This window comes from Actinopolyspora xinjiangensis, assembly GCF_900104475.1.
GTDB lineage: Bacteria > Actinomycetota > Actinomycetes > Mycobacteriales > Pseudonocardiaceae > Actinopolyspora > Actinopolyspora xinjiangensis.
The window spans coordinates 27,834-43,069 of record NZ_FNJR01000015.1 but is presented as its reverse complement, the minus strand read 5'-3'; the positions used below and the strand labels follow the sequence as shown (position 1 = coordinate 43,069).

Genomic DNA, 15,236 nt, shown 5'->3' with positions numbered 1-15,236 from the left:
GGCTCCTCACTGGTTGGCGATGCCGGGGGACGGTTGCTGCCCGTACGCCGCTCCCGTCACCGCGGGACCGGCGGGGTTCGGAGCCCCGTTCTGCGGCGCGGGTCCCTGGGGTCGTGCGGACACCTGGGGCAGCGGAACGGTCTGCAGCACCCGGTTGACGATGTGGTCCACGGGGACTCCGTCGGCCACCGCGTCGTAGGACAGCACGATGCGGTGCCGGAACACGTCCGGAACCACGTCGACGACGTCCTGGGGGAGCACGTAGTCACGGCCACGCAGCAGCGCGAGCGCGCGGGCCGCCCCTACGACGCCGAGGGTCGCGCGCGGCGAGGCACCGTAGGAGACCCAGGCGGCGATGTCCGACAGGCCGTGTTCGTTCGGCCCACGGGTGGCCAGCACCAGCCGGACCACGTAGTCGACCAGAGCGTGGTGCACGAACACGTTGGAGGCCACCTGCTGCAACCGGATCAGCTCCGCCGGATCGAGCACGGTCTGCGGTTCGGGTGGGGTGACCCCCATCCGGTAGACGATCTCGCGTTCCTCCTCCGCCGTGGGGTACTCCACCAGGAGTTTGAACAGGAAGCGGTCCCGCTGCGCCTCCGGCAGCGGGTACACACCCTCGTTCTCGATGGGGTTCTGCGTGGCCAGCACCTGGAAGGGTTTGGGCGTGGGATAGCTGTGCCCGCCCAGGGAGACGTGCTGCTCGGCCATGACCTCCAGCAGGGCCGACTGGATCTTGGCGGGGGCCCGGTTGACCTCGTCGGCCAGCACGAAATTGGCCATGACGGGGCCGAGTTCGACGTCGAACCGTTCGCTGCCCTGTCGATAGATCCTGGTTCCCAGCAGGTCGGCGGGCACGAGGTCCGGTGTGAACTGCAACCGCGAGAAGCTCCCGCCGACCACCGTGGAAAAGGTCTCCACGGCCAGTGTCTTGGCGACGCCCGGGATTCCCTCCAGCAGGATGTGCCCGCCCGCCAGCAGACCCACCAGAATGCGCTCCACGAGTCGGTCCTGGCCGACGATCACGCGTTTGACCTCGAAGACGGTCCGTTCGAGCAGCTGCGCGTCCCTGGCGGGCGTGCTGGTGTGATCCGCCGGGTGGGCCGTCCCGGCCGCCCCCGCGCCATCGCCGTTACCGCCCTGCCCCGGATCGGTCACTGGGAAACCTCCAACTGAGTGCTCGGCACCCCGTGAGGCGCGGATACCACCACAGGGTGATCGTTGTTGTTGCCGATATTGGCACGTGACCGTACTGATCACGCGTCGGGGCGTTTTGTTCTGCCTATTTCATCTCGTTGGACGTATGTGTGTTGTGAAGTTTAATTTCGTTCAACACTGAAATCACAGTAATAACAAACACAGCGAACGACCACGGGGCGACTCCCGATTTCTCCCTCGATGAGCTCAGCGCATCTCACGCAGCGCCCGGCGCAGGTCCTGCGGGGTGTCCACGTCACTCGCCTCTCCGGGGGCGGCGGGCACCCGCAGCGGACGGAGTCGATTCAGTACATCGCGCAGCGCGACGTTTTGTGGCCGGGCCGGCACGGCCCCACGCAACGGCTCCACCCACCACACCCCGACCAACCACTGCGGCCTGTCACCCGGATCGACCAGCATCGCTCCCCCGCTGTCCGGAACAGCCCGGCAGGCTTCCAGCAGCCGACGTAGCGTGTCACGGCTCAACCAGGGATGATCCGCGGCCAGCACGGCGACCAACGAGGCGACGGACGGCAGGGCGGCCAGACCGGCGGACAGGGCGGCCACGGGACCGCTCCCCTCAGGTTGTTCCCGGGTCCAGCGGACCGGACGAGTGGTCGGTCGTCGCGGCCCGACCACCACGAGCGATTCTGCCTCCGAAGCCGCCTCCAGGGTGCGATCCAGCAGGGAGCGGCCAGCGAGACGGATCGCCGGCTTGTCCCGTCCCCCCAGCCTGCTGCCCGCGCCGCCCGCCAGCACGATCCCGGCGAATCCACTCGTCGAGGCCATACGGGCAGCCTACGTGCCCTGGTTCGCCACTTCCGTTCGGGAAACGTTCCCGAACCGCCGTGTCGCTACGTGGCATCGACCCGCGTCACTTCCCGCTCGCGGGGTCACTGCATTCGCCGATCGTCGGGAAGTCCGCGCCGGAAGTCACCTCACCTCGTAGGCGTAGTCCGGGTCCCCGACCTCGGACGCTCCCGACCTGGCCGAGCGGCGCTGCCGGATCTCCGCCCGAATCGCCCAGGTCAACCCGACCAGCCAGGCCGCCCCCAGCAGGGCGGTGAGCAACATCCCCGGCAAGGAAGGCACACCGATCGAATCGAGCAGCAACCGCGAATTGCTGAACACGATGAGCCCACCGGCGCCCACCCCCAGCACGCGGACCGGCAGGATGCGAACGAGCCACGCCGCGAGCGGCGCGGCCACTACCCCACCCACGAGCAAGCCGAGGGTCACCGGCCACTTCCAAGCCGAACCACCGTTGTGCAGCAAGAACCCACATGTGGCTCCCAGTGAGACGATCAGCTCACTGGTGTTGACGGTGCCGACGGTGCGCCGGGGCAGGATCCGGCCCGTGCTGAGCAGTGTCGAGGTGGTGACCGGCCCCCAACCGCCGCCGCCCACCGAGTCGACGAAACCGCCGACGCCGCCGAGCGGAATCAACCAGCGTCGCCCAGCCGGCGTGAGGCCGCTGCCACGCACCGGTGTCGACCACGCTGAGAACCGCAGCACCACGTAGCTTCCCAGCACGACCAACAACAGTGCCATCCAGCCACGGGCGGCTCCCGCCGCTATCGAAGAGAGCGCGGAAGCCCCCAGGAAGCCTCCGAGGCCGCCGGGCAGCGCCAACCAGCCGACCATGCGCCAATCGACGTTGCGCATCCGCCAGTGCGCCGCGCCGGAAACGACCGCTGTCCCGATCTTGGCCAGGTGCACCGACGCCGAAGCCATCACAGGCGCGGTGCCCACGGCCAGCAGGCCGGTTGTGGCTGTCACGCCGAATCCCATCCCCAGCGAGCCGTCGACCAACTGAGCGAGGAATCCGGCTATCGCCACGAGCAACAGAGTGGGCACCAATGCCTCCAGACCGTTCCCGCCCGTGATCGGAAGCCACGAGCGGCTTTTCCAACTAAGTTGATAAAAACGGTACACTTTCCAACGGGCCGGTCAACACGCTCCCAGCGTTCGGGACAGTGCCCCGCGAGCACGTTCAGCGCGACTCCCACACCCCTGTTTCACTGGTGCGCGCCACAACGTCCGATGGAAGCTCGCCGGAGACGAGTTGGGCTATGGTGACATTCTCGAGCACTTCGCGCAGGCTGCTGCGCACGGCGATCCAGACCCACTGCAGCACCGCCACCGAAGGGTCGTAGCGCACGTCCTCGGCTCGGGAGCCGTGGATGCTGACCAGTGGGCCATCGGTGGCCCGGATCACATCCGCTATGGAGATCGTGCCGGGATCGCGGGCCAGCACCCACCCTCCTGCTTGGCCGCGCCTGCTGGCGACGAAACCGGCACGCCGCAGGTCGCTGAGCACGGCCTGCAGGAAGTTGCGTGGAATGTCCTGAGCGGCAGCGACGTCCTCGGCACTGACCGGCCCGGCCTGTGCACGGGCTATCTCAACCAGCGCGCGCAGCGCGTAGTCCACCTTGGCCGAAATCCGCATGGCTCGATTGTTCATCACATCCGGGCCCGACGAAGCCCCAGCCCTTCGAAAGGCACCACCTCGGCGGGCCCGGTCCGGGCCCACGCCGGGGAGAACGCCCGATCGGGAGCGGCGGCGTGCGCCGAAGCGCTTCCCGCACCGTCCCGGAGCGGTTTTCGGGGCCGCCCGCTCGCGCGGGCGGCCCCGAAAACCGTGGTGGAGGCCGGGGCGCGTGACGGCGCCCCGGCGGTTCGACCGGTGGCTCAGCTGGTCACCAGGCTCACGCCGTAGGCGTTGAGGGCCTCGTTGACGGGCTGGAAGTACGTGGTTCCGCCCCAGGTGCAGTCACCCGAGCCGCCGGAGGTCATTCCCTGGGCCTGGTTGCCGGAGATGAACGATCCTCCGGAGTCACCGGGCTCGGCGCAGACATCGGTGCGGGTCATGCCGTAGACGGTGCCGCTGGGGTAGCTGACCGTCTGGTTCTTGGCCTGGATGGTGCCACAGTGCCAGCCCGTGGTCTGACCGGAGCGGCACACCGAGGAGCCGACCGCGGCTTCCTGGGAACCGCTCACGGTCCTGGCGGAGCCGTTGTACTGGTCGACCCAGGGACGCAGCGTGTCGTCGGAGCCGGTCCGCACGTAGGAGTAGTCGTTGCCGGGGAACGACGATCCGGCGAAGGTCCCGCTGGGGCTGCTGGTGCTGTCGCCGTAGTCTCCGCAGTGCCCCGCCGAGACGAACCCACCGGAGACGGCGAATCCGACCGAGCAGACCGTGGAGTTGTTGATGACGTAACGCTGTCCGCCGATCACGTCGGCGTAGGTGCGGGGCCGCTCGGCGGACTCGACCACGCGTACCGCGTCACTGTCGACACCGGTGGAACGGACGAATTCCGCCGCGCTGCCGGCCGTACCCTTCCGCGTGGTCAGCACCACGGAATTGCTCGTGGTGTCGACGTACCAACCGGTGACCGATTCCGGTGCCCGCTGGGAGTGCTGATTCAGCGTGGTGCTGGCCTCGCGCAGTTGCGCTCTGCTGTCGTCGACCAGACGAGGAACGGCGCCCTTGGCCCGCACGCTGCCGAATTCGGCGCGGTCGGTAACACCCACGACCAGTTTTCCGAGTCCGGCGTCGTAGTGGAATCCGCCGAAACTCTCGCCGAGCTTGTCGGCCATCCCGTCGGCGGCCTGGCGCGCCGCCGCTTCGGCGTCGAGCCGCTGTTCGGCCTGTGCGCGGCTCAGACCGAGATCGCGCTGCATGGCCTGCATCATCGTGCTCGCGTACTGCGGGCTCTGTTCCTGGGAAACGCTCGTGGTGTCCGCTGTGGCCGGTGCGGTCATGGCGGTCAGCGTCCCCGCGGCGAGAATCGCGCTCGCCGCGATTCGGCCGGGCATTTTCCGCTGCATCTGTGATCTCCCTGTGCGCGAAAACGGTTTGTCTTCGGTGGCAGGGAAGTTTCCTGGGAAGAGGATCCCGCGACAATACTGCGTTTGCAGCAGCGATTCGCAATCGGAGCACACGAAATCAGAACACGATCCGTGCAGAGCGGAGACCGAAAACCGCAGAATGCGGGTGAAGTGTCGGCACCGAACCGGTCAGCGCATTGACATCGCATTCCATGCATCTTAGGCTTTACGCTTTTCCTTTCCGGCGAACAACCTCGTGAGCAGCGATTCCGGGACCGACTCCGGGAAACACCGGGGGTCGCCACCGATCCGAGCGGCCGGATCACGTTATGTGTCCGAACATCCCGCAACTCTTTCACGAGCTCGGAACCGAACGCGTAAAATGGGAAAGAAAAAGTATGATCAATTCTCGCGGTGTTGGTATGAACGGGTGAGGGCACGGGAACCGAGGTCCCGCCGCGAGCACGGCACCGGACGAACGTGGGTGGGGCACCTCGCCAGCGGCGAAGGCACCCCACCCACGACGTCTCGTCACCGGAGCATCAGGTCAGCGGACGGTCGTTGGGACCGATGGGCGCGGGAAGCGCGTCACGCCCCATCAGGTACTGGTCGACACCGGCCGCGACGGAACGGCCCTCCGAGATGGCCCAGACGATCAGGGACTGGCCACGTCCCATGTCACCAGCGCTGAACACACCGTCCACACTGGTCATGAAGGAACGGTCCCGCGCGACGTTGCCGCGCGCGTCGAGCTCCACGCCGAGTTCGTCGATCATGCCGGCTCGTTCCGGGCCCACGAATCCCATCGCCAACAGCACCAGCTCGCACGGCAACTCCCGTTCGGTCCCCTCGACCGGGACGAACCCGCCGTTCTCCCTGCGGACCTCGACCAGCCGCAGCGCACGCAGATTCCCGTTCTCGTCACCGAGGAACTCCTGCGTGTTGACGGAGAACATGCGGTTGCCGCCCTCCTCGTGCGCCGAGGAGACCCGGTAGAGCATCGGATAAGTGGGCCAGGGCTGGTTGTCCGGCCGCTCGTTCGGCGGGGTCGGCATGATCTCCAGCTGGGTGACGGAGGCCGCACCCTGCCGGTGGGCGGTTCCCAAGCAGTCCGCGCCCGTGTCCCCACCACCGATGATGACCACGTTCTTGCCCTCGGCGCTGATGGGCGAGTGCGACAGGTCGCCCTGCTGCACGCGGTTGGCCGGCGGCAGGTACTCCATCGCCTGGTGGATGCCCCCGAGCTCCCTGCCGGTGATCGGCAGGTCGCGGGAAACGGTGGACCCACCCGCCAGCACCACGGCGTCGTGCTCGGAACGCAGCTGCTCCACGGTGAGATCCACCCCGACGTTGACGCCGGTGCGGAACTCGGTCCCCTCGGCCCGCATCTGTTCGAGCCTGCGGTCGAGGCGGAACTTCTCCATCTTGAACTCGGGGATGCCGTAACGCAGCAACCCACCGATCCGGTCGGCACGCTCGTAGACGATCACCCGGTGCCCGGCACGGGTGAGCTGTTGCGCGGCCGCGAGCCCGGCGGGACCGGAACCGACCACGGCCACCGTGCGGCCGGTCGCGGCGGCGGGGGTCTCCGGACGCACCCAGCCCTCTTCCCAGGCACGGTCGATGATCTCGATCTCGACCTGCTTGATGCTCACCGCGTCCGAGTTGATCCCCAGCACACAGGCGGCCTCGCAGGGTGCCGGGCACAACGTCCCGGTGAACTCGGGGAAGTTGTTGGTGGCGTGCAGCCGCTCGATGGCGCCGCGCCAGTCCTCCCGCCAAACCAGGTCGTTCCACTCCGGAATGAGGTTTCCCAGGGGACATCCCTGGTGGCAGAACGGGATACCGCAGTCCATGCAGCGACCGGCCTGCTGCTGCAGCTTCTGGTGGGAGAACTCCTCGTAGACCTCGCGCCAGTCCTTGAGCCGGATGTCGACCGGCCGGCGCCGCGGCGTCTCGCGCGGCGTGGTCAGAAAGCCCTTCGGGTCAGCCATGAGCGGCCTCCATGATCGCCTCGTTGACGTCGCGGCCGTCGCGTTCGGCATCGGCCTTGGCATTGAGAACGCGCTTGAAGTCCTTCGGCATCACCTTGCCGAACCGAGCCACGGCGGCGTCCCAGTCGGCCAGCAGATCGCGGGCCACGGTCGATCCGGTTTCGTGCTGGTGCTTCTCGATCAGCGCGTGGAGCTCGCGGCGATCATCGGAGTCCAGCGGATCCAGATCCACCATCTCGTGGTTGATCCGGTCGGGACGCGGATCGAGCACGTAGGCGATACCGCCGGACATGCCGGCCGCGAAGTTCCGCCCGGTACCGCCGAGCACGGCGATCCTGCCGCCGGTCATGTACTCGCACCCGTGGTCGCCCACACCTTCCACGACGGCCAGTGCACCGGAGTTGCGCACACCAAAACGCTCCCCGACCACACCGCGGACGAACAACTCACCACCGGTGGCGCCGTAGAGCAGCACGTTACCCGCGATCACGTTGTTCTCGGCGACGAAGGCGGCGTCGTCCTGCGGGCGCAGCACGATCCGGCCGCCCGAGAGCCCCTTGCCGACGTAGTCGTTGGAGTCACCGGTCAACCGCAGGGTGATGCCGCGAGGCAGGAAGGCCCCGAAGGACTGACCCGCCGAGCCGGTGAAGGTGACGTGGATGGTGTCGTCGGCCAGCCCGGCACCACCCCATCGGCGGGTGAGTTCGGAACCGAGCATGGTGCCCACCGACCGGTTGACGTTGCGCACCGGCATCTCCAGGCTCAGCGGAGTGCCGTCGGACAGCGCGCCCTCACTGAGCTGGATCAGGGTGTTGTCGAGCGCCTTCTCCAGACCGTGTTCCTGCTTGCCGGTGCAGTGCCGGGCCGCGCCCTCGGCGACCTCGGGCACGTGCAGGATCGGAGAGAGATCGATGCCCTCGGTCTTCCAGTGCCGGGTCGCCGGATCGGTGTCGAGCATCTCGGTGTGCCCCACCGCCTCCTCGATGGAGCGGAAGCCAAGCGCCGCCAGGTGCTCACGCACTTCCTGGGCGATGAACTCGAAGAAGTTGACGATGTAGTCGGCCCTGCCGTCGAACTTGGCACGCAGCTCCGGGTTCTGGGTCGCCACTCCGACCGGACAGGTGTCCAGGTGGCACACCCGCATCATGACGCAGCCGGAGACCACCAGCGGAGCGGTGGCGAAACCGAACTCCTCGGCCCCGAGCAGCGCGGCGATGACCACGTCACGGCCGGTCTTGAGCTGTCCGTCGGTCTGCACCACGATGCGATCGCGCAGCCCGTTGGCCAGCAGCGTCTGCTGAGTCTCGGCCAATCCGAGCTCCCACGGCGCCCCGGCGTGCTTGATCGAGGACAGCGGCGAGGCACCGGTCCCGCCGTCGTGACCGGAGATGAGCACCACGTCGGCGTGGGCCTTGCTCACGCCCGCGGCGACCGTGCCGACGCCGACCTCCGAGACGAGCTTGACGTGCACCCGGGCCCGAGGGTTCGCGTTCTTCAGGTCGTAGATGAGCTGGGCGATGTCCTCGATGGAGTAGATGTCGTGGTGCGGCGGCGGGGAGATCAACCCGACCCCCGGCGTGGAGTGACGAGTGTCGGCGATCCAGGGGTAGACCTTGTGGCCGGGCAACTGCCCGCCCTCACCGGGCTTGGCCCCCTGAGCGATCTTGATCTGGATGTCGTCGGAGTTGACCAGGTATTCGCTGGTGACACCGAAACGGCCGCTCGCGGCCTGCTTGATGGCCGAACGTCGCCAGTCACCGTTGGAGTCCACGGTGAACCGGTCGGCGTCCTCACCGCCCTCACCGGTGTTGGACTTGGCGCCGAGCCGGTTCATCGCCACCGCGAGGACCTCGTGCATCTCCTTGGAGATCGAGCCGTAGGAGATACCACCGGTGGCGAACCGCTTGACGATCTCGGAGACCGGCTCCACCTCGTCGATGTCGACCGGCTCACGCTCGCCCTCGCGGAACTTGAGCAGGCCACGCAGCGTCATGAGCCGCTCCGACTGCTCGTCGACGTGGTTGGTGTACTCCTTGAAGATGTCGTACTGCCCACTGCGGGTGGAGTGCTGCAGCTTGAACACCGTGTGGGGGTTGAACAGGTGCGGATCCCCCTCACGGCGCCACTGGTACTCACCACCCACCGCGAGCTCGCGGTGGTGAGCCTTGAGCCCGTCGACCGGGAAGGTGCGGCGGTGACGCTGGCCGATCTCCGTGGCGAGGGTGTCGAAGTCGATGCCCCCGAGACGGGAGGTGGTGCCGGTGAAGCAACGGTCGACGATCTCCTCGCCGAGACCGATGGCCTCGAAGATCTGGGCACCGGTGTAGGAGGCGACCGTGGAGACACCGATCTTGGACATGGTCTTGCGCAGCCCCTTGCCGAGGGCCTTGATCAGGTTCTTGGTGGCCTGCTTGGCGTCCACGCCGGATATCTCACCGCGTGCCACCAGGTCCTCGACACTGGCCATGGCCAGGTAGGGGTTGACCGCGGCGGCACCGTAACCGACCAGCAGGGCCACGTGGTGGACCTCGCGGACGTCACCGGCCTCGACGACCAGTCCGACGTGGGTACGGCTCTTCTCCCGGATGAGGTGGTGGTGTACCGCCCCGGTCAGCAGCAGCGAGGGGATCGCCGCGTACTCGGTGTCGGCACCACGGTCGGACAGCACGATGATGCGCGCCCCGTCGGCGACCGCCTCGGAAACCTCACGGCAGATCTCGTCCAGCCGCTGGCGGAGCGCCTGTCCTCCTCCTGCCGCGCGGTAGACCATGTGGATGGTCACCGAGCGCAGTTCGGGCCGGTCCCCGTCGTCGTTGATGTGGATCAGCTTCGCGAGCTCGTCGTTGTCCAGCACCGGGAACGGCAGCACCAATTGGTGACAGGCAGCCGGATCGGTGTCCAGCAGATTGTGCTCGGGCCCGACGTGGGTGCTCAGCGAGGTGACCAGTTCCTCGCGGATGGCGTCCAGCGCCGGATTCGTCACCTGGGCGAACAGCTGCGTGAAGTAGTCGAACAGCTGTCGCGGGCGCTCGGACAGCGGTGCGAGCGGAACGTCGTTGCCCATGGAGCCGACCGGCTCGGCCCCTCCGGAGGCCATGGGTTTGAGCAGCGTGTCGACTTCCTCCTCGGTATAGCCGAACAGCTGCTGGCGCTGCACGAGGGAGGAGTGCGTCGGCACCTCGCGGGAACGCGCGGGCAGGTCCTCGAGGTGGACCATCCCGTCGTCCAGCCACTGCCGGTACGGGTGCTGCTCGGCGAGTTCACCCTTGATCTCGTCGTCGTCGACGACGCGGCCCTGCTCGGTGTCGAGCAGGAACATCCGCCCGGGCTGCAACCTGCCCTTGCGGGCCACCCGCTGGGGGTCGATGTCGAGCACGCCGGTTTCGCTGGCGAGCACGAGCATGTTGTCGTGCGTAACCCAGTACCTTCCCGGCCGCAGTCCGTTGCGGTCGAGCACGGCGCCGACCCGCGTGCCATCGGTGAAAGTCACCAGGGCGGGCCCGTCCCAGGGCTCCATGAGGTTGTTGTGGAACTCGTAGAAGGCACGGCGTCTGGGATCCATCTCGGTGTGGTTCTCCCAGGCCTCCGGAATCATCATCAGCACGGCGTGCGGCAGCGAACGCCCACCCAGGTGCAGCAGTTCCAGAACCTCGTCGAAGGTGGCCGAGTCGCTGGCGTCGGGAGTCGCGATCGGGTACAGCCGCGAGAGGTCCCCTGGGATCAGGTCCGTGTCGAGCATGCTCTCGCGGGTGCGCATCCAGTTGCGGTTACCGCGCATGGTGTTGATCTCACCGTTGTGCGCGATGTAGCGGTACGGGTGCGCCAGCGGCCACGAGGGGAAGGTGTTGGTGGAGAACCGGGAGTGCACCAGCCCGATGGCGCTGCTGAACCGATCGTCGGTGAGATCGATGAAGAACGCGTCGAGCTGCGTCTCGGTCAGCATCCCCTTGTAGACGAGGGTGCGGGCCGACAGACTCGGAAAGTACACGTCGGCATCGTGCTCGGCACGTTTGCGCAGGCAGAACGCGCGGCGCTCCAGCCGCATGACCGGGTCCTGCCCGTCGTCGGAGGAGGTGCCCTTCGAATCCGCGACGAACAGCTGACGGAAACGCGGCATCACTTCCCTGGCCAGCGAACCGGCGCAGCCGGGATCGACCGGCAGCGTCCGCCAACCGAGCACGTCGAGCCCTTCCTCCGCCGCGATCCGCTCGATCGCGGACACCGCTCGCTCGCAGTCCGCTTCCTCGTCCGGAAGAAAGGCGTTACCCACCGCGTAACCGCCGGCGGCGGGAAGTTCGAACGGAACCACCTCGCGCAAGAACGCGTCCGGCACCTGGGTCAGGATTCCCACTCCGTCACCGGTGTCCGGATCGGCGCCTTTCGCGCCCCGGTGTTCCATGTTGCGCAGCGCGGTCAGCGCGTTCCGCACAATCGCGTGATCCTTGCGGCCGGCCATGTCGGCGACGAGCGCCACACCGCACGCGTCGTGATCGTTGGCAGGGTCGTAGAGACCCTCGACGTCGGCGCCCCGTTGCGTCCGACCTCTCGCATTCTGGGAAACCGGCATTCGGATCCTCCCGTCGTCAGGCAACGATCTCAGCCACGCGGACAGTGGGGGCGAGATCGTAGAAACCTCTCCGGAGCTGACAAGAAGGATGCGCCGTTGCACTCTTGGTCAGTTTGCGGAACTATACAGATTTCCGGGTTGTTCGACTACGAGTAAGTAACACGTGTTACACCCGCACGTCCTGTTCCCGGAGTCTGGGACAGCGTGAACGCGAAACGTAGTGGCGCACGCACTTCGAGCACCGCACGACAGGGTCGCCGTCGCGCCGAGCCGACCTCGGAAGAGCCACCACGGGGATTACCCGCCTTCTCGATGCTGTGTTGTTCTCAGGATAACTTGCTACGTCCATTTGATCGATTTTATTTCAGTAAACACTGAAATAGCAGTAGTTACAAAACCACGAATACGTGGATTACTGACTCCTCCACCGACAGCGCCGACAGAAGAGGGCTCATCGCCCGCGGAACGATCAGTACAGCCGGGACTCGGGGCGCCACCGCTCGACCGTGGAACACTCGGGAGGGTGCGGCCTGTCACAACGAACGTCCGCCCGGCGCGGCACCACGACGCTCACGCCATCGGGGAGATCCACGTGGCCTCCTGGCGAGCCGCCTACGCCGAAGTACTCCCCGCGGAGTTCCTGACACGGCTGTCCGTGACCGACCGGCGACGAGCCTGGCAGGAACGGTTGCGGACGCTGCCGGACGAAGTCACGGTCCTGGTCGCGGAAGAGCGCGAGCACGTGGTCGGATTCGCGGTTACCGGTCCGAGCCGGGACCGTGACGCGGGACAGGACACCGGGGAACTGCAGTCGCTGTACCTGCACCCGCGGCACTGGCGACGCGGATGGGGATCTCGACTCCACGAGCGGGCGCTGCGCGTCCTGAGCCACGAGGGCTACGCGAGCATCACGCTCTGGGTGCTGACCGCGAACGATCACGCCCGCCGGTTCTACGAGCGCAGTGGTTGGGCGTGCCTCGGAACCACCCGGGTGGACACGCTCGGAGACAGCGGCGTTCGGGTGGAGGAGGTCCGGTACCGGTACGTGCCCACCCTCCCCTGAATCCGGCTCTCCCCGAACTCGCTCACACTGTTTGTCTCCCTCGGTGGATGGAGCGGACTCGCGTTGTACCGGGATCCACCCGGCGACCGCTCCATCGACCAATCCGCCATTTCCTTGGAGCGGCTCGGTGCCGTTACCCGGACTCGCCCGGACACGAATCAGCGTCGGCAGCGACCTCACGAAGCTCCGAACCGAACCCGTCGAGCGGTTCCGGTTTCTTCCCACGAAGCCGCACGAACGAAGCACTGCGGTATCGGAGGCCTTCCGCGTTTCACGACGACGAGCGCAACGGCGGGCAGCGGAGGCGGTCACCGGTCCGCCGCGAGCCGCGAGCCGAACACGACGACGGCCGTCGGCCGCGGGAGAGGTTCTCCGACCGACCCGTCCCGTACCCGCCCTGCTCCGAACCACCGGGGACAGTTGTCCACAACCCACGGACACGAGCGGTACCGAAGGGGCTCCGTTTGGTGTCTAAGATCCAGGGCCGTCTACCTTTCGAGAGTGATGACCGAGTTGAAACAGTCACCGTCGGCGGAGCACGAGCGCAGGAGCTGGCCTGCACTGCTCTCGCCGCTCAGCGATCTGCTCGTGTTCCTGGCCGGGGCGCTGTTGGTCTGGCGTGCCTGGGTGGTGGGCGAACGGCTGCTGGCTCGCGGGGTCAACATCTACCTGGATCTGCCGCCGTTGTTCGCCAGTTGGGCCCCGCACACCGGCCCCGGGACGGTACCCGCGATCGTGCTCGCGTTGCTGGTGGTCATCGCCGGGCCGACCGTGGCCTCGCGCATGCGCTGGGGACCGCTGCTGGCGGTGACCTATCCGGTCACGTTGGGTTGGATGTTCAGCCTGACCATGATCGAGGGCTGGAGCTTCGGTGTGGTCACCAAGCTGTCCAATCCGAAGAACTACCTCGCCGAGATAGACCGGGTGGAGACCGTCGCGTCGATGCTGCGGCACTTCACCGAGCGCATCCTGCTGGAGCCGGGCTCGTGGGCGGTGCACGTATCCGGTCATCCACCGGGCGTGCTCATGGTGTTCGTGTGGCTGGACCGCATCGGACTCGGTGGGGGCATCGCGGCATCCGTGTTCTGCATGCTGGTCGGCTCCACGACCGTGCTAGCGATCGCGACCACCTTGCGTGCCCTCGGTGAGGAGCACATCGCCCGGGCTGTGCTGCCCTTCGGTGTACTACTGCCCGGCATGGTGTGGATGGGGGTCAGCGCCGACGCGATGTTCGCGGGGGTCACGGCGTGCGGGATCGCACTGCTTGCCGTGGGAACGAGCCGGGGAGACCGGCGTGGTGACCTGGCGGCGCTGGCCGGCGGTATACTGCTCGGCTTCACCCTGTACCTGTCGTACGGGCTGGTACTGGCCGGGGTCTTCGCGCTGGTGGTGCTGGCCCTGACACGCAGGCTGCGTCCGACCCTGTTCGCGATCGCCGGGGCCGCGGTGGTCGTGGTGCTGTTCACCGTGCACGGTTTCTGGTGGCTGGAAGGCTACGAGCTCGTCCGTATCCGCTACTACCAGGGAATAGCCGCCACCCGGCCTTACAGCTACTTCGTGTGGGCGAATCTGGCCTGCGTGGTGCTCGTCGCCGGCCCGGCTGTCCTCGCCGGGCTGCGGCGACTCGCGATGGCCCCTCGACGTCTGGCCCTCGGAGCGCGCCTGCTCACTGTCGCCGCACTGCTGGCGATAGCGGCCGCCGATCTCTCGGGCATGAGCAAGGCCGAAGTGGAGCGGATCTGGCTACCGTTCACCATGTGGCTCGCGGTGCCGTGCGCGGTGCTGCCACGCGGACAGCACCGCTGGTGGCTGGCCGCGCAGGCGGCACTGGCACTGCTGATCAACCACCTGATCATCACACGTTGGTAAGGCACGCCCGCGACTCAACCACCGTGACGCAGCCGTTCTATCCGCTCGGCCATCGACAGATCGTTCTCGGTGACCCCGCCCGCCGAGTGAGTGGTGATCCGCACGGTGAGTCGGTTGTAGTCGTGCACGGACAGATCGGGGTGGTGGTCGGCCTCGTTGGCGAGATGGGCGATCGCGTTGGCGAAGCTCATCGCGGTGAGGAAGCCCTTGAGCTTCCAAGTCTTGTGCACGGCCGAGTCCCGGTAATGCCAGTCTTCCAGCTCCGCGAGCCTGTTCTCGATCGTGTCCTGCGACAACAGTTCGGGCATCGAGCTCTCCTCAACGCTGCTCGTCGACGGTCACCGGACGTGGTGCCGGCTCGGGAGTTGTACCAGAGGAACCGGCACCCCGATGATCACCCTGCCCGGCGCGCCGACGCGGAAACGGACTTCGCGTCGGCGTGTCGAACCGCGCGGCGGACTCAGCGCCCCGGTGCCTGCTCCGGGCGTTGTGGAACACAGCGCTCGACCTCGCCGCTGTCCTGGTATGCGCCCTCCGGCAGCGCCCGCAGCGCGCGCAATGTACGGGGATCGGCCTCCCCGTCCTCTGCGTAGCGGATCAGATCCGCCTTGTCCGCGGGGAACTCCAGTCCCTGCAGCGCCTTGCTCACCCGACGTTCGTCGGCATCGGTCATCACTCGATCCTTCCTCAGTACGCGCTGCGGAAACGACAGTCT

The 15,236-nt window shown here is 67.2% G+C and carries 11 protein-coding genes; 2 read left to right on the top strand and 9 right to left on the bottom strand.

The features are described 5' to 3' along the window. Positions 1-6 precede the first annotated feature (6 nt). The 7 genes from BLQ75_RS19970 to gltB form a co-directional block, all read right to left on the bottom strand. On the bottom strand, positions 7-1,158 hold the full coding sequence (locus BLQ75_RS19970; protein ID WP_092604216.1) for an AAA family ATPase: 1,152 nt from the start codon (positions 1,156-1,158) through the stop codon (positions 7-9). 246 nt (positions 1,159-1,404) lie between these two features. Beyond that, on the bottom strand, positions 1,405-1,986 hold the full coding sequence (gene mobA, locus BLQ75_RS19965) for a molybdenum cofactor guanylyltransferase (protein WP_092604215.1): 582 nt from the start codon (positions 1,984-1,986) through the stop codon (positions 1,405-1,407). Positions 1,987-2,130: 144 nt separating this feature from the next. Beyond that, a complete protein-coding gene (locus BLQ75_RS19960; protein WP_092604263.1) occupies positions 2,131-3,054 on the bottom strand; it encodes a sulfite exporter TauE/SafE family protein in 924 nt (307 codons plus the stop codon). A gap of 136 nt (positions 3,055-3,190) precedes the next feature. Further along, a complete protein-coding gene (locus tag BLQ75_RS19955; RefSeq protein ID WP_043573767.1) occupies positions 3,191-3,646 on the bottom strand; it encodes an RrF2 family transcriptional regulator in 456 nt (151 codons plus the stop codon). A gap of 242 nt (positions 3,647-3,888) precedes the next feature. Next, positions 3,889-5,028: a S1 family peptidase gene (locus tag BLQ75_RS19950; protein ID WP_092604214.1), complete on the bottom strand. Its 1,140-nt coding sequence runs from the start codon at positions 5,026-5,028 to the stop codon at positions 3,889-3,891. 542 nt (positions 5,029-5,570) lie between these two features. Next, positions 5,571-7,022 (bottom strand): glutamate synthase subunit beta, encoded by a 1,452-nt coding sequence (locus BLQ75_RS19945; protein WP_092604213.1) that lies wholly within the window; start codon positions 7,020-7,022, stop codon positions 5,571-5,573. Further along, entirely contained in the window at positions 7,015-11,589 is a 4,575-nt protein-coding gene (gene gltB, locus BLQ75_RS19940) for a glutamate synthase large subunit (protein ID WP_092604212.1), read from the bottom strand. Before gltB ends, BLQ75_RS19945 begins: the two co-directional genes overlap by 8 nt. Before the next feature lie 523 nt (positions 11,590-12,112). Between gltB and BLQ75_RS19935 the strand changes: the two genes are divergently transcribed. Next, positions 12,113-12,652, top strand: a complete 540-nt coding sequence (locus tag BLQ75_RS19935) for a GNAT family N-acetyltransferase (protein ID WP_092604211.1) — start codon at positions 12,113-12,115, stop codon at positions 12,650-12,652. Between the two features lie 504 nt (positions 12,653-13,156). Beyond that, on the top strand, positions 13,157-14,521 hold the full coding sequence (locus BLQ75_RS19930) for a hypothetical protein (RefSeq protein WP_092604210.1): 1,365 nt from the start codon (positions 13,157-13,159) through the stop codon (positions 14,519-14,521). A 14-nt stretch (positions 14,522-14,535) separates the two neighbouring features. On the opposite strand, the gene BLQ75_RS19925 is transcribed toward BLQ75_RS19930, so the two are convergent. Continuing rightward, the gene (locus BLQ75_RS19925) at positions 14,536-14,829 is read right to left on the bottom strand and encodes a 4a-hydroxytetrahydrobiopterin dehydratase (RefSeq protein WP_092604209.1); all 294 of its coding nucleotides are present in this window, start codon (positions 14,827-14,829) and stop codon (positions 14,536-14,538) included. Between the two features lie 152 nt (positions 14,830-14,981). Next, complete coding sequence (locus tag BLQ75_RS19920) at positions 14,982-15,194, bottom strand: DUF2795 domain-containing protein (protein ID WP_092604262.1); 213 nt, start codon at positions 15,192-15,194, stop codon at positions 14,982-14,984. Positions 15,195-15,236 lie beyond the last annotated feature (42 nt).

Excerpts from the sequence above, each read along its gene's own strand:
- mobA (WP_092604215.1), bottom strand. The coding sequence starts at position 1,986 with ATGGCCTCGACGAGTGGATTCGCCGGGATCGTGCTGGCGGGCGGCGCG.
- BLQ75_RS19955 (WP_043573767.1), bottom strand. The coding sequence starts at position 3,646 with ATGCGGATTTCGGCCAAGGTGGACTACGCGCTGCGCGCGCTGGTTGAG.
- BLQ75_RS19950 (WP_092604214.1), bottom strand. The coding sequence starts at position 5,028 with ATGCAGCGGAAAATGCCCGGCCGAATCGCGGCGAGCGCGATTCTCGCC.
- BLQ75_RS19945 (WP_092604213.1), bottom strand. The coding sequence starts at position 7,022 with ATGGCTGACCCGAAGGGCTTTCTGACCACGCCGCGCGAGACGCCGCGG.
- gltB (WP_092604212.1), bottom strand. The coding sequence starts at position 11,589 with ATGCCGGTTTCCCAGAATGCGAGAGGTCGGACGCAACGGGGCGCCGAC.
- BLQ75_RS19930 (WP_092604210.1), top strand. The coding sequence starts at position 13,157 with ATGACCGAGTTGAAACAGTCACCGTCGGCGGAGCACGAGCGCAGGAGC.
- BLQ75_RS19925 (WP_092604209.1), bottom strand. The coding sequence starts at position 14,829 with ATGCCCGAACTGTTGTCGCAGGACACGATCGAGAACAGGCTCGCGGAG.
- BLQ75_RS19920 (WP_092604262.1), bottom strand. The coding sequence starts at position 15,194 with ATGACCGATGCCGACGAACGTCGGGTGAGCAAGGCGCTGCAGGGACTG.